This window comes from Algoriphagus boseongensis (assembly GCF_004362805.1).
Lineage (GTDB): Bacteria > Bacteroidota > Bacteroidia > Cytophagales > Cyclobacteriaceae > Algoriphagus > Algoriphagus boseongensis.
On the sequence record NZ_SNYF01000005.1, the window covers coordinates 137,354 to 163,393 of the forward strand.

Sequence of the window (26,040 nt, forward strand, 5' to 3'; positions counted from 1 at the left end):
CTTGAGCTTCTTACCTTTGCGCATGGCAGAACAAATCCTTATCCTAGATTTTGGTTCTCAGTATACCCAACTCATCGCCCGAAGAGTCCGAGAACTGAACGTTTACTGTGAAATTCACCCTTACAACAAAGTTCCCGAAATCACTTCTGATATCAAGGGAATCATCCTTTCCGGATCGCCTTGCTCAGTTAGAGACGAGGGTGCGCCAGATGTAGACATTGATGCTTTCCGTGGAAAATTACCTGTATTAGGGGTTTGTTACGGGGCACAACTTTTAGCTAGTAAATATGGAGGTGAAGTTTTGCCATCCACCATCAGGGAATATGGCCGTGCAAATTTGGATCATATCGATCTTCACCATGATTTGCTTAAGGAAATGACCCATGGATCTCAGGTTTGGATGTCTCATGGAGATACAATCAAAGAACTTCCAACCGGTTTTGAAGTGATCGCTAGCACTTCTTCCGTTCGAGTGGCAGCATTCAAAGTGGAAGGGGAGAAAACCTATGGGATCCAGTTTCACCCAGAAGTTACCCATTCTTTGGAAGGGAAAAACTTGCTGAGAAACTTCGTAGTGGGAATCTGCGAATGCAATCAGGACTGGACTTCTGACACCTTCATCGATGCCACCGTAGCTGAATTAAAAGCGAAAATTGGCAGTGATAAAGTGGTTATGGGCCTTTCAGGAGGAGTTGACTCTTCTGTGGCAGCTACCTTGATTCATCGGGCAATTGGAGATCAATTGACTTGTGTGTTTGTGGATAATGGCTTGCTGAGAAAAAATGAATTTGAGGAGGTTTTGGATTCCTACCAGCACATGGGTTTAAATGTGATCGGAGTAGACTCAAAGCAAAGATTTTATGATGCTTTGGCAGGTCTAACCGACCCAGAAGCAAAAAGAAAGGCAATCGGAAGAGTATTCATTGAGGTATTTGACGACGAAGCCCATAAAATTGAAGGTGTAAAATGGCTAGGTCAGGGGACAATTTATCCGGATGTTATCGAGTCAGTTTCTGTTAAAGGCCCATCTGCTACCATCAAGTCTCACCATAATGTGGGAGGGTTGCCTGATTTCATGAAGCTTTCCGTTGTGGAGCCTTTGAATACCTTATTCAAAGACGAAGTTCGGGAAGTGGGTAGAGCTTTGGGAATTCCTGAAAATATCATCGGAAGACATCCTTTCCCAGGACCTGGATTGGCTATTCGAATTTTGGGAGATATCACCGCAGAAAAAGTAAAAACCCTTCAGGAGGTAGATTATATTTTCATTCAGGGCTTAAAAAATCATGGTCTTTATGATCAGGTTTGGCAGGCTGGTGCAATTTTACTTCCGATTCAATCGGTTGGAGTAATGGGAGATGAGCGAACTTATGAGAAGGTGGTTGCACTCCGTGCGGTAGGTTCAGTGGATGGAATGACAGCAGATTGGATTCATTTGCCTTATGATTTCTTGGGTAAAATGTCCAATGAAATCATTAACCGTGTGAAGGGAGTGAATCGCGTGGTTTATGACATTTCGTCCAAGCCACCGGCAACTATCGAGTGGGAATAATCCTTTGGACATACTCCGAAGATGAAAATATGTTAAACCCGGAGCCTATTCTTCGGGTTTTTCCTTTACCAGCCCATTTCGGCTTAGTCTTTGGGTTTGGAAATAATGCCTTAAATTTGAATTCAAAGAAATCAACCGACTTACCCTTAGGTCCAATGCAAAGAATTCTTCTTTTCCTTTCTGTATTTTTTATCCTGAATAGCAGCATTGCTCAGTCCATTCCGGAGAATTTTCAAAAAGCTAAAAATGAGCTTTCTTCAAAGGATTACTGGACGGCGATCAACTCCTTCAAGCCCTTTTTGGATTTTGAAAAATATGGTAATCTTGCCAACTATGCAGCTTTTCATACTGCAGAGGCCTATTTGCTGGTCAATCAACCCGGGCAGGCTATTGAAGTTTTAAGACCTGCGTATAGCCGAAATTGGAATAAATCAGATGAATTAAAATACCTCTTGGCTTTAGGCTATTTCCAAAATGGACAGACTGTCGATGCACTGAGAATAGTTCAGCAGATCAAAAATCAGGAGGTTTTGGAAAAGGCTTATAATGCGAGTTATGAATTTGCCAGTAAGACTTCTCCAAGCTTTTTGGTGACGAATCTCGAAGAGTTTAAGACCAACGAGGGGTATACCGCAGCTTTGGCATTTGTTCTTCAAAGCAAAAGTATCATGACGGCCGGAGAAAGAGAGGCTTTAAAAATGATTTCTGAATCCGGTAAAAATCCTGTAATCGCCAAGGATGAGATTTTGGATATCGTGGTGATTTTTCCTTTTACCTCAGGATCTAGTGCCGTTTCAGGTATGGCTAGCAATGATTTCCTGTTTGAATTGTATCAGGGGATTGAAATGGGGGTAGAGGATTTGAAAAGACAAGGAGTGAAAGTTACCCTACAATCCTTCGATTCCAAAAGAGATTTGAAGGTCTTGTCTTCCTTGCTTCAGGATCCAGCCGTGAATAATGCTGATGTGATTATTGGACCGATTTATCCAGATGAGTCGGTTATGGTCAGTGAATTCGCAGAAGCTGAAAAAATTCCATTTATCCACCCACTTTCCAATTTGGGAGAAAGATTTGAGCAACTCAAATACAGCTACCTTTTTAGACCTTCAGCTGTCACCTTGACCAAAAACACGGTTTCTTCGCTCAAAAAGCAAGGCTGGGGCAGGGAAGTAGCCATTGGGTATTCTGGCACATCCAGAGATGAAAAAATGGCTCAAGATCTTGCAGCAGAATTTGCAAAAGAAGGATTTACCGTAGTCAAGAATGAACGAATCGATCAAAGATCAGTTAATTCTTTTTTGCAAGGTCTGGGAATAAGCCGTGGAGGAAGTGCCAAGGTCGATCAGGTAATTCTCCTTACAGATGATCCAGCCATTGCGCAGCCTACCTTTGCCTTGATGGAAAGTATTACGGCTTCCGTGCCGGTCGTGGTGATGGACTCTTGGCTCACCTTCAATTTTGCAAATTTTGAAATGTTGGAGTTTCCTAACTTCTATTTCATTTCAAACAACACCCTCAATTTTGGAACTGAGGAAATGAAGCAGTTTAAGAATAGATTCTACGAAAAATATTTAGCCTATCCTAGCTTGAATACACTCCTTGGTTCTGAGTTGGTTTATTGGGTTAGCTCCAATACAGACCTGAAAAATGGGTTAAGTTTCCGAAACTCATTGGACCAAAACTCCTTTCAAAATGGAAGATTTACCTTCGGGTTTAACTTCCGAAATTCAAACAATAACCTTTATTCCCCGATCCTAAAATTGGAAAATGGAGAATTGATTCCTTTAAACTAAACCATGCAAATTTCAGAAAGCAAGCGGCTTTTTGCCCATGCCAAGAATTTTATACCCGGAGGTGTAAACTCTCCAGTTCGTGCCTTTCGAGCAGTAGGCGGCGAGCCATTATTCATCAAAAAAGCCGATGGGGCCTTTCTTTATGATGAAGATGGGAATGCCTTTATCGAATTGATTAACAGTTGGGGCCCGATGATTTTGGGACATAATCATCCCATGATTCGAGAGGCTGTCATCAAAGCGATGGAAAATGGAACCTCTTTTGGAGCACCTACAGCTAAGGAGGTTGAAATTGCCGAACTGATTACCAAAATGGTTCCTTCAGTAGAAAAAGTCCGAATGGTCAATTCCGGAACGGAAGCCACCATGTCTGCGATCAGGGTAGCTAGAGGATTCACCGGCAGGGACAAGTTCATCAAAATGGAAGGTCATTATCATGGTCATGGAGATTCCTTTTTGATTTCCGCTGGTTCAGGCGCAATTACCATGGGAAATCCAGATTCTCCTGGGGTAACCGTCGGTACAGCAAAGGATACCCTTTTGGCTCCATACAATTCTTTGGAGGCTATTGAGAAATTGGTTGAGGCGAATAAGGGAGAAATTGCAGCATTAATCTTGGAGCCAGTTCCGGGAAATATGGGCTTGGCCTTGCCAAACCCTGGATATTTGGAAGGTTTGAGAGAAATCTGTACCCGAGAGGGCATCGTGTTGATTTTTGATGAAGTGATGACAGGATTTCGTTTGGCTCCGGGTGGGGCGCAGGAATTATTTGGAGTGACTCCGGATATGACCACTTTAGGAAAAATCATTGGAGGAGGAATGCCTGTAGGAGCGTATGGCGGTAAAAAAGAAATTATGGAATTTGTTTCTCCAGCAGGGCCAGTTTATCAGGCAGGAACGCTTTCCGGTAATCCAATTGCAATGGCTGCAGGGTTGACTATGCTACGTTTCTTGAATGAAAATCCTCAGACCTATGCCGAACTTAATTTGATCGGTAGAAAGATTTCCGAGGGAATTGCAAAGATTAACCATGACCTCAATCTGAATTATACTGTCAATCATTTGGGAAGTATGTATTCTTTATTTTTCACCTCCAATCCTGTGATCGATTTTGAATCAGCTAAAACTTCGAACACTGTTTTATTTGGAAAATACTTCCAAGCGATGTTGAAAAGAGGAATTTATTTAGCTCCTAGCCAGTTTGAAAGTCTTTTCCTTTCTACTGCTTTGACCGAAGATTTGATTCAAAAAATCCTGGGAGCCCATAAAGAAAGTATGGTGGAAATCCACTCTTGACAGAAAGGCCGATTCAATCGGCCTTTTCTTTTTTAAAATAAGTAAAAAGGGTTTTGTGTAAAATTCTCATGGCTTTTTCCTGATTAGCCTTAACTTCTAAATTGAATTTCAACCACCAACCAAAAATTCTATGCAATTCAAACGAATAGGGGCTTTAGCCTTTCTTTTGGGGTTTGGTTTATATGCCCAAGCTCAGACGATTGACGAGGCCTACAATCAAAAAATCAAGGAATACACCACAGATACCAGATTTTTGCCAGCTTCTGTTTTGAATCTGGTAGATCACCCAAGCATTCCTTCACCTTCGAAGCATTTTGGACAAATCATCGGTGCCCCGGGAGTCATGCATCATACGCAGGATATTTATGGATACTACCAAACTTTGGCCAAAGCTTCTCCTTATTTACAAATCAAACAAGTAGAAACCACTGAAGAAGGTAGGCCGATCTACATGATTGTTATTGGGAATGAGGAGAGTATTTCCAATTTGGATAAGTATAAAGGGTATATGGACCGTTTAGCTGATCCTAGGAAAACCGATTCTCAGGCAGCTGAAGAGATTTTTGAGCAAGCCAAGCCAGTTTATTACCTCAATGGGGGACTGCACTCGACCGAAATGGGTTCTCCTGAAATGCTTATGGAATTGGCTTATCGCTTGATTACCAGCGAGGAAAAATCCATCAAACAGATCAGAGATAAGGTCATTATTTTGATTAATCCTGTTTCTGAACCAGATGGTCGTGACAAAGTGGTAGACTGGTATCATAGGTATTCTAAGCATCGAACTGAATGGGAAGACGGATTTCCGAGATCTGCGCCTTATTGGGGAAAGTATGTTTACCATGACAATAACCGGGACGGACTTCAGGTTTCACAGGCCTTGACCAAAGCCATTTTTAACATCTTCTACGAATGGCATCCTACCGTGATGCTCGATCTGCACGAGTCTGTTCCTTTGCTTTACATTTCTACGGGAACAGGTCCTTATAATGAACAGGTAGATCCTGTCACCATCGGTGAATGGCAGATCATGGCCAATCATGACATTACCACCTTGGCAGCGCAAGGTATGCCGGGGGCATTTACATGGGCTTTTTATGATGGCTGGTGGCCGGGTTATGGGATTTGGGTTGCGAATAATCACAACTCGAATGGTCGGTTTTATGAGACTTTCGGGAATGCTGGTGCCAATACCTATTTGAGGGATTTGTCCAATGCCCGTTATGCTGGTGATCCCGCAACAACAAGAGAATGGTATCGTCCCGATCCTCCAACCGAAAAAGTGTATTGGTCAGCCCGGAATAATGTGAACTATATGCAGGCAGGTGTCTTGGCTTCTTTGACCTATGCTGCGCAGAATGGGGAACAGTTACTCCGTAATTTTTATCAAAAAGGGGTAAACTCCATCAGAAAGGGAACCTCAGAAGGTCCAAGAGCTTATATGATTCCCGCGGACCAAAGGGATCCTGCCATGGCAGCTTATTTGGTGAATCAATTAAGAGCACAGGCTATTGAAGTTCACGGAGACAAGGATGGGAACTATTATGTCTTGTTGGATCAGCCTTACCGCAACTTGGCAGTTTCTCTGCTTTCCGAACAGAATTATCCAAAAGATGCCAAATTCCCTCCTTACGATGACATTGCCTGGACTTTGAGTTATTTATATGGAGTGGATGTGAAGGCTAAGGATTCAATTGATTTTGACAGAAGTCAATTGACATTAATTGCTGAGGATGCCAAATACGCAGGAAAAGTAAATGGAAGCGGCTCGAATTATTTCATTTCATACAGTGCACAAAACACGGTTTTACCTGCTTTGTATTGGATTAAGGATCAGAATAAATCTGCAGAAATGCAGGTTCTGGAAAATGAATTTGTATCAGGTTCGGATACCCTAAAGGCTGGCTCAATTTGGATCAAAGATTTGTCTTCCTCCCAAGCAGATGAGCTTACCAAAAAGTTTGAATTGGATTTGCTAAGAGGTGGAAAAGCTCCATCGAACGAGGAGACTCACCCTGTTACCTTGCCTCGTGTGGCAATTTATCACAATTGGTTTTATACCCAAGATGAAGGTTGGTCCCGCTACACTTTCGATCAAAGAGGAATTCCTTACACCTCAATTGATAAGGATGACCTAAAAGCAGGTAATCTGAATTCCAGGTTTGATGTGATTCTTGTTCCTCGCTCAAGGGGTGAGGCCTCGGATTTTATTCATGGAGTGGATAGCCGATTTGGTCCAATGCCTTACACTAAAACAGCCGAATTTCCACACCATGGATTTCCGGATTCTACTCCTGACATGACGGGAGGCCCTGGTTTCACAGGGATTGAAAACCTAAAGAAATTCATCGAAGCAGGTGGCTTGGTGATCACTTTGGATAATTCCACAAAAATGGTTGCTGAAACAGGAATTACTCGGGATTTGGAACCTTATACCGCATCTGGCCTATTCCATCCTGGTTCTGTGGTGACGGTGAAAGCTAAAGATTCTTCTAGCCCTTTGCTTTATGGCTATCCTGAGGTTTTCTCTATTTTCCGAGGAAATGGTCCTTTATACCGAGTTGATTTAGCCAAACGAGATGAAATGGTGCTCATGTATGGAACCAAAGTCTTGAAAGATGAAGAGCCTTACACAGGTCCGATCATGGGCATGGAAAACCCGAATAAAAAGCTGGATAAAAAAGATTCAGAGGGCAAGCCAGTTCCTTATGTCCGCTCAGGCATGGTTAGAAATGAGCAAACGATCATTGGCCAAGGTGGAATTTTCAATATTCCAGTCGGCAAGGGAAGAGTTGTAGCATTTACTTTCGATCCTTTGCACAGGTATTTGAATCATCACGATGCTCCTTTGGTTTGGAATGCCTTGATCAATTGGAATCATTTGGGAGATTAGGCAAACAATTCCTTCTACTCGGTCTTTTATAAAGAAAAAACAGAAAAACTATGTCAGTGAAAGTATATGGTATCAAGAATTGCAATACCATGAAAAAAGCCTTCGATTTCTTGGATGAAAAAGGAGTGTCTTACGAGTTTATCGATTACAAAAAGCAAAAACCAAGTCCTGATTTACTAGGAAGTTTTCTGAAGAAAACCACTCTGGAATCTCTGGTAAATAAGCAGGGTACAACCTACCGAAAGATGGATGATTCCCAGAAAGTTGCCTTGGAGAAAAAAGATACGGCTATTCCTATTTTGGTAGAAAACTCCAGCATGATCAAAAGACCGGTGATTACCTATCCGGACGGAAGTTTGACTTTGGGTTTTGTTCCCGATCAGATCGCTGAAAAGCTTTAATAAACTATAGTATCACTTGGGATCGGAGGCAGGGTATATCCTCCGATTTCGAGTGAAAATTTGAATTTTTTCCGGTCTTGGGCCTCTGTAATTGGAGTATTAAATGCATAGACTTTTTCCAGACTTTTCAATTCATTCAAAACCTCCAATTGAATTGCACTTACTTGGGTTCCATTTAGATACAGGTGTTTCAGGTAAGTATTTGCCTTTAACTTAGCCAAGTTTTCCCCACTGATTTTGGTTTCATTTAGCTTCAAAACCGTGAGATTTGGGAATAAAGAAAGATCATTCAATACTTCATCGCTGATTTGAGTGCCACTCAGATCCAGATAGGCCAGATTGTCTTTTACCCCATTTAAGCTTTTCAAATCTTCATCACTAAATGTCTTAAAATTGATACAAGTGACTTTTAGAAATGGAGATCCTTGGAAAACCGGTTCACTGTAAAACCCTATTGCTTTTAGATTTTGAAGGGTGTCAGGAGAAACTTCTTTCAAGGTAATCTCAGGATAAAAAGCCTTTTCTTCTTTAATGAAAAAAGGTTCTAAAAGCTTTTGCTCCACCTTGGCCTCTCCAAGGGTTTGTGTTGTTGAGGCTCCATTTACAATCCACAGGCGAATCAATTCTACTTCTTCTTTTTTGGGTTGCCTTTTTTCTTGTGGAGGCATGTGGTCCTCATGATCCAAAGGCAAATTCAAACGAGCATAGAGTTCACTTTTTTCAAAATCAGAAGAATGAATTGCAGGTCCATTTTCTCCTCCAGCCAAAAGAGATTCATAAGAACTCAAATCCAAATCACCCTTGCTATTCCTTGGGTTATGACATGATTTGCAATTTGAATTGAGAATAGGCTGAACCACCCCTTCGTAATATCTGAGTTGTTCCCAATTCTGCGGAGAAATACTCAGACCTTTGTCAGGTTCTTCTACTCCCAGTAAATTTTGAATTCCTTCAGGGAGGACTTCGGTGAGGTATTCTTCCCCATGTGTGATATTTCCTCCCAAATGCCCGGTGATTAGCAATAAAACAGTCAATCCTGAGGATTTGAGTTTGAAATTAAAAGGGAGTACTTGCTTGTTCTTCAATTCGAAGAAAAGCCAAAAAGAAGTTACCGTAGTGACCAATCCAAAGTAGAAGTGGAATTGGACTGAGTCCCAGGCAAAACCTTCATTTTGGTATTGTAAAAAACCAGAAGCCGAAGAAGCCAAGGCAGAAATTCCACCCAAAAGGAAAGCTAAGCGAATGGAGTCGAAATAGGCGGTTTTATCGCTTTTGGAAAGAAAAACCAGAATGATCCCAAAGAGTAGAATTCCAATGGGAAGATGAACCAAAAGAGGGTGGAACCTGCCGAAAAGCTGGAAAATGAAGTCAAACATTTAGGCCAGTATTTTTCGGATTAATTCCCCTTCCACATCTGTGAGCCTAAAAGGTCTGCCTTGAAATTCGTAGGTGAATTTTTCATGATCAAATCCCATCAAATGGAGAATCGTGGCGTGGAGATCATGAACAGAGGTTCTTTCGTCAATTCCAGAAAATCCAAAATCATCTGTAATTCCATAGCTGGCACCTTTTTTTACTCCTCCTCCCGCTACCCACATGGTAAAGGCGTCCACGTGGTGATCTCTCCCCTTGAATCCCTGAACTTTCCCTTCCCGGTTTTCCTGCATGGGGGTTCTTCCAAATTCGCCTCCCCATACGACTAGGGTTTCTTCCAATAGTCCCCTTTGCTTCAAATCCATCAATAGAGCAGTTATTGGTCGATCAATTTCCCGGCATTTATTTCGAAGCCCCAAATCAATAGATCCATCCCGATCAGTTCCATGGGTATCCCATCCCCAGTCGTAAAGCTGAACCACCCGAACGCCCTTTTCCACCAATTTTCTGGCTAAAAGGCAATTGTTGGCAAAGGACTCTTCTCCCGGCTTTGTCCCGTATAATTCGTGAATGTATGCTGGTTCATCGTTGATGTTCATCACTTCAGGAACCTCAATCTGCATTCGGTAAGCCATTTCAAATTGATTGATCCGGGCTAAAATCTCCGGGTCTCCGAAGTTTTCAAAGTCTTCCTGGTTAGCTTGATTGATGGCTGAAATGACATTTTTCTTCAAATCCCGAGTCATTCCTTTGGGGTCTTCGAGATAAAGTACTGGATCACCTTTTGATCTGCATTGTACTCCCTGATAGACTGAAGGTAAAAATCCCGAGCCCCACACACTTTTTCCAGCATCTGGAGTTTTTCCTCCTGAAGTCAAGACCACAAAACCCGGCAAATTCTGATTCTCTGTTCCCAAACCATAAGTAACCCAACTTCCCAAACTTGGCCTTCCCAATCTGGGTGATCCTGTTTGCATAAATAACTGCGCAGGCCCATGATTAAATTGGTCTGTATGCATGGCTTTTAAAAAGGCCACTTCATCCACCATTTGTGAAAAATGGGGTAGATAATCCGAAACCCATGCCCCTGATTCTCCATGCTGTTTGAAGTTTGCCTGAGGGCCAAGCATTTTTGGAACTCCTCGGATAAAGGCAAATTTTCTCCCTTCCAAAAGGCTTTCCGGGCAATCCTGATCGTTGAGCTTTGCTAGCTCAGGCTTGTAATCAAATAACTCTAACTGAGAAGGTGCCCCAGCCATGTGCAAGTAAATGATCGATTTTGCTTTTGCTAAAAAGGGCGGAGGAATAGATGCCAAAGGATTAAGGTCACGCTCGCTAAGATTTAAGCCAGATTTGACCTGGCCATTTTTTCCTAAATCACATCCAAAAAGCAAGGGAGCCATTGCCAGACCTCCCAACTTGCTAACACAATCCACCAAAAAGTGTCTTCTAGTTTGTGCTTGAAGCTTTTGGCTGGCCAGTTCTCCGAGTAATTTATCCAGATTCTTCATGTTAAGGCTTGGTTAGGAATTCGTCTAAATTCATCATCGCATTCGCAACTACCGCCATTGCCGCTAAGTCTGAACTTGCATCAGGAAAGAAATCTTCCCTTTGTTCAGGATTGGCTTCGAATTCGGATTTGGCAGAATTGAAAAGATCCAACATGGCTTGTTTTTTTGAATTGGAAATAGCTTGGAACAAAAGCGAATGATAGATTCCTTCGATTGTCTTTTCAGGGTTATTCCCGCTCTTTTTCATTTCTTTTTCTGCCAATTTCTTGGCTGCTTCCAGAAAAACCGGATCATTTAAAGTGACCAAGGCTTGAAGTGGCGTATTGGTTACCAATCGCTTGCCAAGACAAACTTCCCTGCTTCCCGCATCAAAGGAAACAAAAGAAGGGTAGGGGCTAGTCCGTTTCAAAAAGGTATAAATACCTCTTCTGTAGCGATCTTCTCCTTCACTTTCTACCCAGAATTCCCCATTGTAAACGGTTTGCCAAATTCCTTCGGGTTGTGGAGGCATGACCGGCTTCCCATACATTTTCGAGCTTAAAAGCCCACTCACGGCCAAGGCTTGATCTCTGACTTGCTCTGCTGAGAGTCTGAATCTTGGGCCTCTGGAGTACCATTGGTTGGAAGGATCTAGTTTATAGGCCTCTGGAGAAATTTCAGATGATTGTCGGTAGGTTGATGAATTAACAATTTCCCGGATTAGACTTTTCATGCTCCAACCATAGTCGTTCATGGTTTTCCATGCCAAATAATCCAGAAGTTCTGGATGGCTTGGAGGATCGGCTTGGGTTCCCATATTTTCCAGTGAACTCACCAATCCCCTTCCGAAAAGTTGATCCCAAATTCGATTCACCAAAGTTCTGGCAGTCAGAGGGTTTTCAGGAGAAGTGAGCCAATAGGCAAATCCAAGACGATTTTTTGGCCAGGATTCCTGCCAATTCCCAAGCTCTTTGGGCGTCTGAGGTGGAGCCTCCTCTCCATGGATCATCCAGTTTCCCCGTTCGAAAACATAGGAAGTCCGGCGCATGTAACTTGGATTTTCTATCAGGATGGGAAGCTTGGTTCCTTTCCATTGAAGCAGTTCCTCCCAATTCTTTTTGATAGTAGCAAAGCCAAGGTATTCTTGTCCCTTGAGGGTTGGGACAAATGCAAACCAGACAATTGCTGAGGTGTTTTGTTGAGGGGAGGCTTTAGGATTTTTAGCTTCAAAATAAAGATCCACCGACTCCTGAATTGGTTTGAAAGGGATGGAAAGGACAAAATCACCTTGGGTTTTACCCAAAACAAATTGTGCCATGATTTCTCCATCAGGTCCATCTTTGCGGATTTTCATTTGCGTGCCATCCAATCCTGAGCGGTAATTGAGCAGCAATTGGTCAGAGCCAAGCGTGTTTATTTTTAAATAGGTTGCCGAACCACCTGATTGGAGACCGAGCCACTTGGTGTCTATCAATTCGGCTTTTTGAAAATTGGTTGCCAAATGGGCGGCATATTTGGGTTCAAGAAATTTGAGGAAATCAGCTCGATGTTGAGCCGCCTGTTTTCCTTCATGTTTTTCTACCCAGTAAACAATGGAAGAAATCTTTTTCTCGTCTTCCTCTTCATAAAACCGAAGTTTGGGTTCCTCATCATGGGTGTCTTCATCCCGGGTATTATTGAAAAACGCCATGGATTGATAATACTCCTCATGACGAATGGGGTCATAGGGATGACTGTGGCATTGCACACAGGCCATGGTGGTACTTTGCCAGACTTCATAAGTCGTATTAATTCGATCTAATACTGCGGCCACCCTGAATTCCTCATCTTCGGTTCCACCCTCGTCATTGTTCATGGTATTTCTGTGGAAAGCCGTCGCGGTCAATTGCTCTTGTGTTGGGTTAGGCAAAAGGTCTCCGGCCAATTGTTCGATGGTGAATTGATCGAAGGGCTTGTCGGCATTAAAGGACCGAATGACATAATCCCGGTATGGCCAAAAGGTCCGGGAAACATCCCGCTCGTATCCTTTGGTATCGGCATACCGAGCCAGATCCAGCCACCAGGTAGCCCATTTTTCCCCATAGGCATCAGCGCTTAGCAACTGATCAACGGCTTGCTCATAGCTGATTTTTCCAGAGGAAAAGTCCCGAACCAAGGAGTCTGAAGGAGGTAAACCCGTAAGATCCATCGCCAACCTTCGGATTAATCTGGAAGAATTTTCTTCAGGTGAAGGAGTGAGTCCAACTGATTTTAGTTTTTCCTGAATGAAAAAATCTATCGATGAAGAGTAATTTTCCTCTCCTGAGTTAAGCCCCGCAGTTTTGGGTTTTCTGGAAATTTCAGGTTCTTTCACAGGTTCATACGCCCAATGTTTTCCCCATTTAGCCCCTTGTTTGATCCATTTTTTGAGGATATCTATTTCATCCTCGCTTAGAGGTTCGCCTTGATAGGGCATTCGGAGTTCAGGATCTGATTCGGTCAATCTTCGAATCAATTCACTTCCATTCGGATCGCCTGGGATAATTGCGGGATGTCCTGATTTGGTAGGAGCGAAGGCCTCCTCTTCAAAAAGAAGGGAAAAGTCTCCGTTTTTCTTGACCCCTCCATGACAAGAGATACAGTGGGTATTTAGAATGGGTTTGACTTGGGAACTGAAATCCACTTCATCCTCTTGATTCCAAAAGAAGAAAAGTAGGAGAACTCCAATGAAGAAAGTAAAAAGTAAGGCTAATCTCTGGCGATTCATGGAAAACGATCAATTCCACTCAAAATAGCCAAATTGATTGAAATTAGAAACCTGAAGTGAAAGGGGTAAAAATGAAAAAAGCCCGAAGATCTCGGGCCTTGTAATTTTATTTTCCAGTTGGGAAGTAATCCGGCAGGTTTTTCAAAATATCTGCCGTCATCGCATCCAAATCATAGTCTGGCTTCCATCCCCAGTCTACCTGAGCTCTGGAATCATCGATGCTGTCGGGCCAGGAATCTGCGATCGCCTGTCTGAAATCAGGTTTGTAGCTGATTTCAAAATCAGGAAGGTGCTTTTTGATGCTTTCGTAAATCTCTTTCGGAGAAAAACTCATTCCGGATAAATTATAGCTAGATCTGATTTTTACAGACTCTCTTGGAGCATTCATCAGGTCAAGCGTAGCCTTGATTGCATCCGGCATATACATCATAGGCAGGTAGGTATCCTCGCTGAGGAAGCATTCGAATTTTTCTCCTGCCAAGGCCTTGTGATAAATATCTACTGCATAATCAGTGGTGCCGCCTCCAGGAAGAGATTTGTAACCGATCAAACCTGGATATCTCAAGCTTCGGACGTCTACTCCGTACTTTTCAAAATAATATTCACACCATCTTTCCCCTGCCTGCTTGCTGATACCGTAGACTGTGTTTGGTTCTTTTACACAAAATTGAGGGGTGTTGACCTTAGGAGTATTTGGGCCAAAAACAGCAATGGAAGATGGCCAGTATATTTTATCCAACTTGAGTTCCTTGGCTAATTCCAGAACAGAAAGCAAGCTGTCCATATTCAAATGCCAGGCGAAGTGGGGGTTTTTCTCTCCAGTTGCCGAAAGAACAGCAGCCAAATGATAAATCTGAGTAACTTTTTCTTCTTTTATTAAGTCTCGAACTCCTTCTTTATTGAGGACATCCAATACTTCGAATCGGCAATAGTCGAATTCTGCTTTTGCAGAGTCCCTCAAGTCTGTGGCAATGACTTGGTCTCCACCAAATTGATCTGAGAGTGCTCGGGTGAGTTCTGAGCCTAGCTGACCGGCAGCACCTATGACTAAGATTTTTTCCATGAGATAAAGGGTCAAAAACCTCCAATTTGCCTTGAGGGTTTTTGTTTATATTTGGGTTTGCTTGCGCAAAAGTAGTAAAAATCACCTCTCCACTCTTGTTTTTTGACCAGTGGAGTAATCAAACTTTAAAACAATTTAATTCTATAAGAATGTACGATCAGATTAAACCCAAATTAGAGCAAGAACTTAAATCGATTGAAGAAGCCGGACTTTTCAAAAGAGAGCGTATTATCACTTCTCCTCAGTCAGCAGAGATTACAATAGCTGGGGGAAAGCAAGTGCTTAACTTTTGCGCCAATAATTATCTGGGACTTTCTTCCCATCCTAAAGTAATCGAAGCAGCAAAAGCTGCCATAGATTCCCATGGTTTTGGGATGTCTTCCGTACGATTCATTTGCGGTACACAGGATATTCACAAAGAGCTGGAGAAGAAAATTTCTGAGTTTTTGGGAACAGAGGACACTATTTTATATGCCGCTGCTTTTGATGCAAATGGAGGGGTTTTCGAGCCAATTTTGGGTCCTGAAGATGCCATTATTTCCGATGCATTAAATCATGCCTCCATCATTGATGGGGTTCGTCTTTGCAAGGCTATGCGCTACCGCTATGAGCATAACAACATGGAAGACCTCGAGAAGCAACTTCAAGATGCAGATGCTGCTGGAGCCAAACAAAAGATCATCGTGACCGATGGGGTGTTTTCAATGGATGGCACCATTGCTCAATTGGATAAAATCGTAGCGTTAGCTGAAAAATATCAGGCTTTGGTGATGTCTGACGAATGTCATTCCACCGGATTTATGGGTAAAACTGGTCGTGGTGTTCACGAATTCCGCGGTGTGATGGGAAAAATTGACATTATCACCGGAACTCTGGGTAAAGCTTTGGGTGGGGCTTCAGGTGGGTTTACTTCCGGAAGAAAAGAAATCATTGAATTGCTTCGCCAGCGTTCCAGACCTTACTTGTTTTCAAATACTTTGGCGCCTTCCATCACTGGGGCTTCCATAGCTGTATTTGATTTGCTTTCTGAGACGACTGAGTTGAGAGATAAGCTGGAAGAGAATACGAAATATTTCCGGGAGAAAATGACCGCAGCAGGATTTGATATCAAGCCAGGTGAGCATGCCATTGTTCCGATTATGTTGTACGATGCGGTTCTTTCTCAGAGAATGGCAGAGAAGCTTTTGGAAAAGGGGATTTATGTAATCGGTTTCTATTATCCGGTGGTTCCAAAGGGACAAGCTAGAATTAGAGTTCAGATTTCAGCGGGACATGACAAACACCATTTGGATCAGGCAATTGAAGCCTTCACAGAAGTAGGAAAAGAATTGGGTGTGATCCAATAAAAATTAAAAAGGGGCTTATTCTTTACGGAATTGGCCCCTTTTACTTTGTGGTTAAATTCAGCTTATTCTTTTTTGCCAGTTCGTATTCAGACAGATTTTCAAATCGATCTTCTAAATCTTCATTGTTCAGGTAATCATTGATGATTTCCCGAACTTCTTGGAAGGAGAGGTTGTGTAATACCTTTCCATTTTTCATCATAGAAACTTGACCTGTCTCTTCGGAGATCACCAAAATCAATGCGTCTGTCGCTTCAGACATACCGATTCCTGCCCGATGTCTTAGTCCAAATTGAGCAGGAACTTCTCGCTCAGTCACTGGTAGGATACATCTAGCTGCTTTGATTCGGCCATTGTGAATGATCACTGCACCGTCGTGCAAAGGACTGTACTTATTGAAAATAGAAATCAGCAGTCGCTTGGAAAGTTCTGCATCCAAAAGGTCCCCACTTTCAGCATAGAATTTCAACTCTGTGCTACTGGAAATCACCATCAAGGCGCCTGTATTAGTTCCTGCTAGAGTTTTTGAAGCGTCAATTATGGGGGAAATATTAAACGCGGAATTTTCTCTTTTTCTCCAAAAGAAGAGAATGTCTTTCCACAAGTTGTCATTGGAAAGGAGTGAAGACCTACCAATTAATAAGAGGAATTTCCTTATTTCTGGTGCGAAAATGATGATCGCTGCGATCACACCCACACCCATAAACTGGCCTAAAATAGCTGAAAGCAATTCCATTCTCAAGGCCCTTACCAATAGGTAGATCAGGTAGATGGATAAGAAACCCAAGAAGATTTTAATAGCGACGCTTCCCTTTAGCAGCTTATAAATTTGGTACAATAGTGCAGCAACCAACGCAATATCGATCATATTGACGATGGAGATATCTAAAAATCCAATTTTAAAAAGTAGGGTCAAGGGTATAATTGTTCGTATAGTTTAACTGTTTCTTTTGCTTCCTTAACGTCATGTACTCTTAGGATGTTTGCTCCCTGAGTAAGGGCAAACATATTGAGAGCGGTAGTTCCATTTAGGGCTTCTTGGGGAGAGTTTCCAAGAAACTTATAAATCATGGATTTTCTGGAAAGTCCTGCTAAAAGTGGAAGTCCAAAAGTCCGAAAAGAGTTCAGGTTTTTGAGCAATTCGAAATTTTGATCCAAACTTTTCGCGAATCCAAAACCGGGATCAATAATTACATCTTTGATGCCAAGTTTTTTGAAAATTTCTACTTTTTCAGAGAAATAATACAAAATATCCTCGATTAAACTGGAATAATCAGTCAATTGCTGCATATTTTTTGGATTTCCACGCATATGCATGGCGATATATGGCAAACCTGCTTTTGCAACCACTTCCAATAGTTGAGGGTCTAAATTCCCCGCCGATACATCATTGACCAAATCTGCTCCAACAGAAATAGCATTTTTTGCTACTTTACTTCTGAAAGTATCTACAGAGATTAAAACATCCGGGAAGGCTTCCTTAATCCAAGAAATAGCCGGAATGACTCGTTCAATTTCCTCCTCAATGGTGATTTCCTCAGCTCCTGGTCTGGTGCTATATCCGCCCAAATCCAAAAAATCTGCTCCCTCACCAATCATTTTTTCAGCCTGAGTCAAAATAGTCTCTTTTGAAATCTGAACTCTGCTTTTGGCGTAAAATGAATCAGGAGTAAGGTTAATTATTCCCATTATTTTGGGCTTATCCAAGCAAATAAGCCTTCCCTTGATTTGAAGTGTATATTTTTGGGGAAATAATTTATCTTCGGACAAAGAAGTCGGATAGGATCCGTGAAGCATTAACCTTAAAGATTTTGGAGACAAAAACCAGTAACGAATATAAGCAAGTAATCGCCCGATGTAAAGAACTCTTTCGAAAGAAGACCCTGGATTATGGGACTGCCTGGAGAATTTTAAGACTTCCTTCTATTACGGATCAGATTTTTATCAAAGCTCAACGAATTCGTTCTATTCAGGAAAAAGGCAATCAAAAAGTGAATGATCCTATTGTGGATGAATTTGTAGGGATCATCAATTATTGTCTGATCGCCTTGATGCAAATTTCCCTTCAGGAAGACGAACGACTAGAGATCCCTTTTTCGGAATTAGAGCCACTTTATGATCATTGGACAGCAGCGACTAAAGGGCTCCTAGAAAATAAAAATCACGACTACGGAGAAGCTTGGAGAGATATGCGAGTGGCTTCCATGACTGATATCATCTTGATGAAATTATTTAGAGTAAAACAAATAGAAGATAATCAAGGCAAGACCATAGTTTCAGAAGGTATTGAAGCCAATTATCAGGATATGATCAATTATGCAGTGTTTTGTCTAATCAAATTAGGGTATCATGAATAAGCAAGGTGTACTTTGGCTTCTCCGGATTTTGGTGGGAGGGCTATTTATTTTCTCTGGTCTGATCAAGGTCAATGATCCGGTTGGTACTGCGATTAAGTTGGAAGAGTACTTCGATGTGTTCTCTAATGACATTGCTGGGTTCTTCTACTATTTCAAACCATTGGCTCTTTACATAGGAGTGGTGCTTGTAGTTGCTGAAGTTGTCCTTGGGGTGATGTTGATTTTGGGAGTAAAACTTAAGCAAACCGTTTGGGCCTTGGGTTTGATGATCTTGTTTTTCACCTTTTTGACTTTTTATTCGGCCTATTTTAATAAGGTGACGGATTGCGGTTGCTTTGGAGATGCGATCAAACTTACCCCTTGGGAGTCTTTTTACAAGGATATTATCCTTTTGGTGATGATATCTTTCCTCTTTTATTTTAGAGAGGATTTACCTGAAAACACCCCACGCTGGGCTTCAGTGACCGCAGTACTCACTATGATTCTTTCTTTTGGATTAGCCTATTATGCTATTCAAAACCTTCCCTTTATTGATTTCAGAGCCTATAAAGTTGGGGTAAATATTCCGGTGAATATGCAGCCCTCCTCGCCTTTACTTTATACCTATGTCATGAAAAGAGGAGAGGAGATTGTCAACTTTGATCAATATCCAAGTGAGGAGGGATTAGAATTTGTAGAAATGGTTTTGAAAAATCCTGAAGCACTTCCCAAGATTTCGGACTTCGCTACATGGAATACCGAAGGAGATCAAACAGAATTCCTTTTCGCAGGAAATAAAGTCATCATCCTAAGTAGCAATCTATCAAAAATGAGTACTGCCAACTTGGATAAATTGTCCAATTTGGTCAAGTCTCTAGAGGGAGCTCCAGTAGATGTGGTATTTATGGCTGCTGCGACTCAGGAAGAAATTGATGCGTTCCTGAATCAGCAAAACTGGAGTATCGTAGGCTTGCAAGCTGACGCAACTGTGGTAAAAACCATCATGCGCTCCAATCCGGGAGTTTGGATTCTAAAGGATGGAGTGGTATTGGATAAGTTTCACCACAACAATACCCCAGAAGCGACTGATGTTTTAGACTTGTTCCTATGAGTAAGAATCTGAAGGTTGTTTTGGTAGGGCTGCCAGGCTCTGGAAAAAGCACCTTTGGAAGGCAGCTTGCGGAGCATTTGGGTTTTCCTTTTTTGGATTTAGATACCCTGATTGAGGTTAAAGCTCAAAGTAAGATTTCTGAGATTTTTGCAATCCATGGAGAGGGGAAATTCCGTGAGTTGGAAACTCAGGTATTGAATGATGTACTTTCGAAGGAAGATTCCTATGTTTTGGCTACAGGTGGAGGTGCTCCCTGCTTCAACGATAACATGGATCTCATCAATTCCAAATCCATTTCTGTTTACCTAGATGTCCCCTTGACGTCCATTTCAGATCGGATTAGACAATCCAAAGTCCAGAATAGGCCTATGTTTTCAGGATTGGACCAGGGTGAAATCACCCTGAAATTAAAAAGCTTGCTTACTCAGAGAGAATACTTTTACAACCAGGCAAAAATAAAGCTCAGCGGAGAGGATTTCTCGGCTGAGCTTTTATTGTATGAGTTGATTAATCAGTTTAAAAATTAAACCCTAGGGAAAGAACCCCTGAAGTGATGTTATTTTTCACCTCGGTAATAGGTCCATAATTGAATCCTGCTTCATCCAAAACCTGATAGCTTCTGTAAAGGGAATTGTAGGTTTGATTAGCTATGGACAAATCAATGGTGAAGGAATTTATTTTTAATCCAAGACCGCCACTGATTATCTGGGAACTTTGATCAAATCCGGCTGGATCACTATAAGGGTCCCCCAGGAAAGAATATCCCCCTCGAATTCTAAGTTTATTGATCCAAGCTTCTCCACCTACTCGATAATTAATGGTGCTAGTATAAATATCACGAATGACATCATTGTCTGGACTAGCATTGAAGTCATTTGAGCGGAGTCGAGCCTGACTATAATCTACCCAATCTACATCTGCGGAAATAAATCCATTTTTTCCAAAGAAAAATGTGGCACCTCCTCCTATTTTCAATGGAGTATTTAGTCCGTAGTTACTGATGACTAGGTCTGAAAATGCTTCTTCATTGCCTAATGTAATGTCTTCTGGTTCAAAATAGTAATTGTCATAATTTGCAAATGAAGAGGCTTCATATTCTTCACTCATAGTAAACCAGGTAGGGGTTTGGAAGACAAATCCAAGATTTAAGTTATCTGTTGGTTTGAAGATCGCACCAAGGTTTAGATTGACGCCAATTCCATTAATGAACAAATTTTCTCGCAAGGAAGAATTAATTAAAGGCTCCTCGAAGAATTCCTCATTGTATACCTTGAAAGACGAATAGTTGATTGATCTTATCCCCAAGCTTCCTCCAAGGAATAGCTTGTGATTAAAGTTTGCTCCATAGCCAAACGTGACTTGACTTGCACTTCCTTCAGTTCGAATATTTTCATCCTGAAAAGGAAATCCAAGTACAAATGAGTCGTAGGTGTCCGGGTTTGTTATTGGATTCCCATTTTCATCGACCGTAATTGGATTGATTAGATAGGTTTGATAGGCCAGACCGGTCAAACCATAATTTTCAATTTGGTTTTCTGGAATTCCAAATGAGTCCTGCAAGTAAAAATCAATGATTGAACTTTCCCCTTGGATATCAGAGAAATAGCCGAATTCAGTATTGAAGTTGGCAATCCTTTGAACACTTATCCCCCAAGCTCCTCCTTTGAAAGCTCCAGTTTCCATTACTCCTTTTGGATTTGCACCAATGTAGGAGATGTTTGGAAGTGAGAAATTGGTTGTATTGTAAGAGCGGGATTGGCCCAAGAAGTCAGTATCTACTCCCCAATCTGTGAAACTCAAACTGACATTGACTTCCGATGTTCTAAAGAATCCAAGGCCAGCAGGGTTCCCTGTAAGGTTGGATACGTCTCCTCCCAATGAGAACTGGGTTCCACCTATTCCTATAATTCTGGCAGAACCAGTAGGCACTGTTCGTCCAAATCTATATGCATCTTCAAAATAGCCGCTTTGAGCATTTACTAGGGAAGTTGAAGAAGTAATGATTAGAATAAGAGATAATAAAAACCTCATTTGTGTTGTATTAAAGCTTAGTAACACTAACGAATGAATGATTGAATCGGGGATAATTTTTGAAAAAAAAAAGGGGAATTAATTCCCCCTTCCTGATCTGGATCCACCAGAGCTAACTCCACTGGACCCACCTGAACTTCTGCTTGGCGCACTGAAACCACTGCTTCCTGAAGAGCTTCTGCTCGGTGCACTGAATCCACCCGTATCGTTTGATCTGGTAGGTGTTGTTGATCTATTATAAGATGGTGTTGTTGATCTGTTGTTATAAGATGGGCTGGTAGATCTGTTATTATAAGTTGGACTAACAGATCTGTTGTAAGAAGGACTGTTTGATCTATAGTTGTTATAGGTATTGTTTCCTCTAGTCGGGGTTCCAGTTGATCTATTATAAGTTCCTGGATTCGCGCTGGATGGTCTTGCTGAAGGAATACTTGTTCTAGATCTGGTATTTACTGTACGATCCGTAGCCGGAGAGCTAATATTTCTAGGAGTAGAAGAACTTGTTACTCGGCTTCTGCTTGAATTATAATAATCATTTTGAGAGCTTCCAAATTCTCTACTAGCAACTCTGGAGTTTTCAGATGCAGCAATTCTTCTCGCAGAAGGATTAGAACCTGAAGCAGTAGCTCTATTTTGAGCCCTTGCAGTAGATGGCATTACAGATGCCTGTCTGTTTGATACACCTGCGTTAGCCAATGAAGAACCTCTGGTCGGTCTTACTCCACTAACTACTCTTCTTCCATTATATTCTCCACCGGGTAGACCATAGTAAGGATAACCAGGGTAAATAGGATGTACAGGATAGCCCCAAGTCGGATACATTGGATAGCCCCAACCGAAGCTTGGACCCCATCCCCAGCTTGGACCAAACCCCATTCCTAATGTAGGGTAGCCCCAGCCAAATCCGATACTCATGCTAAAGCCAGGTCTCCAACCCCAACTTGGCCCCCAGAATGGATCATAAAATCCCATTGACCATGGGCTCATTCCATATCCCCAAGGACTCATACCATATCCGAAGCCTAAACCAAAGTTGAAATTGATGTTCGGAGAGGAGAAGTTAGAGCCGTTTGAATAGGATCTGTAATTATCGTATGCATTAATGTTTGCTGAAGTTTCTTCAGCTTGACCTTCGTCAAAATATACGGTTCCATTATCAGCCTCGGCTGTGGTGGCTTGATATCTGGAAATATATTCTGGGTTTACATTTCTAGAACTGAAATTTTCCTGAACCAAAGCTGGAGACTGGTTTAGGGATTCAAATGTCTTAGGATTGTTGTTCTCTACTGCGTATTGCGTAGCGACTTGCACATCAGAGGCTCTGAAGTAAAGATTGTCATTTGCTCCACTCATAGCCATTTTATTGGTGCTACAAGATGAAAGCAATGCCGCACCAAGTAATAGAGAAACAGATAATTGGGGGATATTCTTCATAATTGAAGTTGATTGTTACTTTGTTATACGGACTGATAAGCCTGAGGTTATACTTTTTGACTTATATTTGCCAGCCCTAATTAAGCAAAATTAACCACATTATACTATACCTCAAAACCTAATGAGTAAAGGACTACCAAAGCGCAGCGAAGATTATTCTCAATGGTACAACGAATTGGTGAAAAGAGCCGATCTAGCAGAAAACTCTGCTGTTCGTGGCTGTATGGTCATTAAACCTTACGGCTATTCCATTTGGGAAAAGATGCAGGCTGAACTTGATCGGATGTTTAAAGAAACAGGCCATACCAATGCCTACTTTCCTCTTTTTATCCCAAAATCTTTCTTAAGTAAAGAAGCTTCACACGTTGAAGGATTTGCCAAGGAATGTGCTGTTGTGACGCATTACCGCCTTAAAAATGCCGAAGATGGATCAGGAGTGATTGTCGATCCTGAGGCAAAGTTGGAGGAGGAATTAATCGTCCGTCCTACTTCAGAAACTGTTATTTGGAGCACGTATAAAAACTGGATTCAATCTTACCGAGACTTACCTCTTTTAGTTAATCAGTGGGCCAATGTGGTTCGTTGGGAGATGAGAACCCGTCTATTTCTGCGGACAGCGGAATTCCTATGGCAAGAAGGTCATACCGCACATGCAACTGCCAAGGAAGCAATGGACGAAACCATGCAAATGATGAACGTTTATGCTCAATTTGCTGAGGAATTCATGGCTTTGCCAGTGGTCAGGGGAAGAAAAACCGCAAATGAACGATTCGCAGGTGCAGATGATACGCTTTGCATCGAGGCAATGATGCAAGACGGAAAAGCACTTCAGGCAGGAACTTCGCATTTCTTGGGACAAAACTTTGCAAAGGCATTTGATGTGAAATTTGCGACCAAAGAAGGAGGCCTGGACTTTGTTTGGGGGACTTCTTGGGGAGTTAGTACCAGACTAATGGGAGCTTTGATTATGGCTCATTCAGACGATAATGGATTGGTCTTGCCTCCAAAATTGGCACCTACCCAAGTGGTGATTGTTCCTATTTATCGAGGTGAAGGGGAGCTTGAGTCAATTTCAGTTAAGGCCAAAGAAATTATGACTGAATTGAGAAAGAAAGGAATCTCAGTCAAATTTGATGACCGCGATACACATAAGCCGGGTTGGAAATTTGCCGAATATGAGCTTAAAGGGGTTCCTGTGCGAATTGCCATGGGGCCAAGAGATCTTGAAAATGGTACTATTGAAATTGCCAGAAGAGATACCTTGACCAAAGAAACATTCAGCTTGAGTGAAATGTCCATTGGTGAAAAAATCTCATCCCTTTTGGAAGAAATCCAAAACAGTATTTACAGCAAAGCTTTCCAATTCAGAACAGAAATGACCACTGAAGTCAATTCTTGGGATGAGTTTAAAAAAGTATTGGAGGAAAAAGGAGGGTTTTTATCTGCCCATTGGGACGGAACTTCCGAAACCGAGGAGAAAATCAAAGAACTGACCAAAGCGACAATCCGATGCATTCCTTTGGATAGAAAAGAAGAAGCAGGAAAATGTATCCTGACGGGAAATCCTTCTGTAGGTAGAGTGTATTTCGCAAAAGCTTATTAAAACTTAAACCCGGATTTTTCCGGGTTTTGTTTTTAGATAGCTTTAGTTTTTCATTCCTTGTCGTAATTTTAGTTCTCTCACCTGATCTGTCATGGAAATTCTTATTCTTTCTAGCCTTTTGATCATCGGACTTATTCTGCTGATGATAGAGATGCTTTTTATCCCTGGAACTACAATCGTTGGGATAATGGGGTTTTTGGTCAGTCTTGCTGGTGTAGTTTATGCCTTTTTGACTTTTGAGTCCAATACAGCAATGTGGATCACAGGTCTGGCTGCAGTGATTAATTTGGCCGCTGTTTGGTATGGGTTTAGTTCTGGGGTTTGGACAAAATTCTCCTTGAAATCCTCTATGGAAGGTGGGGCGTTCGATGGAAGGACAACTGGATTAGAAGTTGGAATGACCGGGAAAGCGATTTCTGATATCAAACCTTTTGGAAAAGTATCGTTGAATGAAAGTATTTATGAAGTAAAGTCTGAAGAAGGCTTTATTGAAGTAGGTCAGGTAGTCGAAATAATAAAAATTGAAAACAATAAAATTTTAGTAAAACAACATGGATCCATCTAGTTCAATTTTCGTTTTGGTGGCTGCTTTTGCAGGCATTATTCTATTATTCATCTTTTTATACTTTGTTCCTGTTAATCTTTGGATTACTGCTCAGTTTGCAAATGTGCGAGTTGGTCTTTTGGAGTTAGTGGGAATGCGAATCCGAAAAGTTCCTCCAAGTGTTATAGTAAACTCCTTGATTACAGCTACCAAAGCTGGTCTTCAGTTGACAACTAATGATCTGGAAACCCACTATATGGCAGGAGGAAATGTGCCTACCGTAATCCGTGCTTTGATTTCAGCCGATAAGGCGAACATCAATTTAAGTTTCAAGCAGGCTACTGCCATTGACTTGGCAGGACGAGATGTATTCGAAGCAGTGCAGATTTCCGTAAATCCCAAAGTAATCAATACGCCAAGTGTGGCAGCAGTAGCAGCTGATGGGATTCAGCTTATTGCAAAAGCAAGAGTAACGGTTAGAGCGAATATTGCTCAACTTGTCGGTGGTGCCGGTGAAGAAACCATTTTGGCGAGAGTAGGTGAGGGTATTGTAACTTCAATTGGTTCGGCCTCAACTCACAAATCAGTTTTAGAAAATCCGGATAAAATATCCAAGTTGGTGCTTCAGAGAGGTTTGGATGCCGGAACTGCTTTTGAAATTCTTTCCATTGATATTGCAGATATCGACGTAGGAACCAACATCGGCGCGAAACTCCAAATCGATCAGGCATCTGCAGATTTAAAAGTTGCAGAAGCAAAGGCTGAAGAAAGAAGAGCGATGGCCGTTGCTTTGGAGCAAGAAAACAGAGCCAAGACCGTTGAGATGAGAGCCAAAGTAATTGAAGCTGAGGCTGAAGTTCCAAAGGCTTTAGCAGAGGCTTTTAGAACAGGAAACCTTGGAGTGATGGATTACTATAAAATGGAAAATATCAAGTCGGACACCTCGATGAGGGATTCGATAGCGAATTCCGATAAGGATTCGAAAGAACCTGGAAGCGGAAAAGGAGATAAAAAATAAGTGAAAAGGGAG

Annotated in this window: 20 protein-coding genes; 12 read left to right on the plus strand and 8 right to left on the minus strand. The window is 41.8% G+C overall.

Going from position 1 to position 26,040, the window contains the following annotated elements:
* The first annotated feature begins 22 nt into the window (after positions 1-22).
* From guaA to DFQ04_RS00640, 5 genes are all read left to right on the plus strand, one after another.
* Positions 23-1,552 (plus strand): glutamine-hydrolyzing GMP synthase, encoded by a 1,530-nt coding sequence (guaA, locus tag DFQ04_RS00620; protein WP_133551672.1) that lies wholly within the window; start codon positions 23-25, stop codon positions 1,550-1,552.
* A 155-nt stretch (positions 1,553-1,707) separates the two neighbouring features.
* A complete protein-coding gene (locus DFQ04_RS00625) occupies positions 1,708-3,345 on the plus strand; it encodes an ABC transporter substrate-binding protein (RefSeq protein ID WP_166637222.1) in 1,638 nt (545 codons plus the stop codon).
* 3 nt (positions 3,346-3,348) lie between these two features.
* The gene (gene hemL / locus DFQ04_RS00630; RefSeq protein WP_133551676.1) at positions 3,349-4,641 is read left to right on the plus strand and encodes a glutamate-1-semialdehyde 2,1-aminomutase; all 1,293 of its coding nucleotides are present in this window, start codon (positions 3,349-3,351) and stop codon (positions 4,639-4,641) included.
* 130 nt (positions 4,642-4,771) lie between these two features.
* A complete protein-coding gene (locus tag DFQ04_RS00635) occupies positions 4,772-7,534 on the plus strand; it encodes a M14 family metallopeptidase (protein ID WP_133551678.1) in 2,763 nt (920 codons plus the stop codon).
* Between the two features lie 50 nt (positions 7,535-7,584).
* Entirely contained in the window at positions 7,585-7,935 is a 351-nt protein-coding gene (locus DFQ04_RS00640) for a Spx/MgsR family RNA polymerase-binding regulatory protein (protein WP_133551680.1), read from the plus strand.
* Here the strand turns inward: DFQ04_RS00640 and DFQ04_RS00645 are convergent.
* The 4 genes from DFQ04_RS00645 to DFQ04_RS00660 form a co-directional block, all read right to left on the minus strand.
* A complete protein-coding gene (locus DFQ04_RS00645; protein WP_133551682.1) occupies positions 7,932-9,311 on the minus strand; it encodes a c-type cytochrome domain-containing protein in 1,380 nt (459 codons plus the stop codon). The two genes, DFQ04_RS00640 and DFQ04_RS00645, sit on opposite strands and share 4 nt — an antisense overlap.
* A complete protein-coding gene (locus tag DFQ04_RS00650) occupies positions 9,312-10,820 on the minus strand; it encodes a DUF1501 domain-containing protein (RefSeq protein WP_133551684.1) in 1,509 nt (502 codons plus the stop codon).
* A gap of 1 nt (position 10,821) precedes the next feature.
* Positions 10,822-13,545, minus strand: a complete 2,724-nt coding sequence (locus tag DFQ04_RS00655; RefSeq protein WP_133551686.1) for a PSD1 and planctomycete cytochrome C domain-containing protein — start codon at positions 13,543-13,545, stop codon at positions 10,822-10,824.
* Between the two features lie 106 nt (positions 13,546-13,651).
* A complete protein-coding gene (locus tag DFQ04_RS00660) occupies positions 13,652-14,608 on the minus strand; it encodes an NAD-dependent epimerase/dehydratase family protein (RefSeq protein ID WP_133551688.1) in 957 nt (318 codons plus the stop codon).
* A gap of 149 nt (positions 14,609-14,757) precedes the next feature.
* Between DFQ04_RS00660 and kbl the strand changes: the two genes are divergently transcribed.
* Positions 14,758-15,954: a glycine C-acetyltransferase gene (gene kbl, locus DFQ04_RS00665; protein WP_133551690.1), complete on the plus strand. Its 1,197-nt coding sequence runs from the start codon at positions 14,758-14,760 to the stop codon at positions 15,952-15,954.
* Between the two features lie 40 nt (positions 15,955-15,994).
* On the opposite strand, the gene cdaA is transcribed toward kbl, so the two are convergent.
* On the minus strand, positions 15,995-16,867 hold the full coding sequence (gene cdaA, locus DFQ04_RS00670; protein WP_133551692.1) for a diadenylate cyclase CdaA: 873 nt from the start codon (positions 16,865-16,867) through the stop codon (positions 15,995-15,997).
* On the minus strand, positions 16,864-17,640 hold the full coding sequence (gene folP, locus DFQ04_RS00675) for a dihydropteroate synthase (protein WP_133551694.1): 777 nt from the start codon (positions 17,638-17,640) through the stop codon (positions 16,864-16,866). The genes cdaA and folP overlap by 4 nt, the downstream gene beginning before the upstream one ends.
* A gap of 122 nt (positions 17,641-17,762) precedes the next feature.
* On the opposite strand from folP, the gene DFQ04_RS00680 reads away from it, so the two are divergent.
* Genes DFQ04_RS00680 through DFQ04_RS00690 form a run of 3 tightly spaced genes read left to right on the plus strand, consistent with a single transcriptional unit; the run spans position 17,763 to position 19,925 of the window.
* Positions 17,763-18,308 carry a DUF1599 domain-containing protein gene (locus DFQ04_RS00680; RefSeq protein WP_133551696.1) on the plus strand — a complete coding sequence of 182 codons (546 nt, stop codon included), beginning with the start codon at positions 17,763-17,765 and terminating at the stop codon, positions 18,306-18,308.
* Positions 18,301-19,398, plus strand: a complete 1,098-nt coding sequence (locus DFQ04_RS00685; RefSeq protein WP_133551698.1) for a BT_3928 family protein — start codon at positions 18,301-18,303, stop codon at positions 19,396-19,398. The genes DFQ04_RS00680 and DFQ04_RS00685 overlap by 8 nt, the downstream gene beginning before the upstream one ends.
* A complete protein-coding gene (locus DFQ04_RS00690; RefSeq protein ID WP_133551700.1) occupies positions 19,395-19,925 on the plus strand; it encodes a shikimate kinase in 531 nt (176 codons plus the stop codon). The genes DFQ04_RS00685 and DFQ04_RS00690 overlap by 4 nt, the downstream gene beginning before the upstream one ends.
* On the opposite strand, the gene DFQ04_RS00695 is transcribed toward DFQ04_RS00690, so the two are convergent.
* Both DFQ04_RS00695 and DFQ04_RS00700 read right to left on the minus strand, forming a co-directional pair.
* On the minus strand, positions 19,915-21,429 hold the full coding sequence (locus tag DFQ04_RS00695) for an OmpP1/FadL family transporter (protein ID WP_133551702.1): 1,515 nt from the start codon (positions 21,427-21,429) through the stop codon (positions 19,915-19,917). The genes DFQ04_RS00690 and DFQ04_RS00695 overlap by 11 nt on opposite strands.
* Positions 21,430-21,507: 78 nt before the next feature.
* On the minus strand, positions 21,508-22,863 hold the full coding sequence (locus DFQ04_RS00700) for a hypothetical protein (protein ID WP_243739604.1): 1,356 nt from the start codon (positions 22,861-22,863) through the stop codon (positions 21,508-21,510).
* Positions 22,864-22,984: 121 nt separating this feature from the next.
* On the opposite strand from DFQ04_RS00700, the gene proS reads away from it, so the two are divergent.
* From proS to floA, 3 genes are all read left to right on the plus strand, one after another.
* Complete coding sequence (proS, locus tag DFQ04_RS00705; RefSeq protein WP_133551704.1) at positions 22,985-24,466, plus strand: proline--tRNA ligase; 1,482 nt, start codon at positions 22,985-22,987, stop codon at positions 24,464-24,466.
* Positions 24,467-24,557: 91 nt separating this feature from the next.
* Positions 24,558-25,031 (plus strand): NfeD family protein, encoded by a 474-nt coding sequence (locus tag DFQ04_RS00710; RefSeq protein ID WP_133551706.1) that lies wholly within the window; start codon positions 24,558-24,560, stop codon positions 25,029-25,031.
* Positions 25,018-26,028: a flotillin-like protein FloA gene (gene floA / locus DFQ04_RS00715; protein WP_133551708.1), complete on the plus strand. Its 1,011-nt coding sequence runs from the start codon at positions 25,018-25,020 to the stop codon at positions 26,026-26,028. The genes DFQ04_RS00710 and floA overlap by 14 nt, the downstream gene beginning before the upstream one ends.
* Positions 26,029-26,040 lie beyond the last annotated feature (12 nt).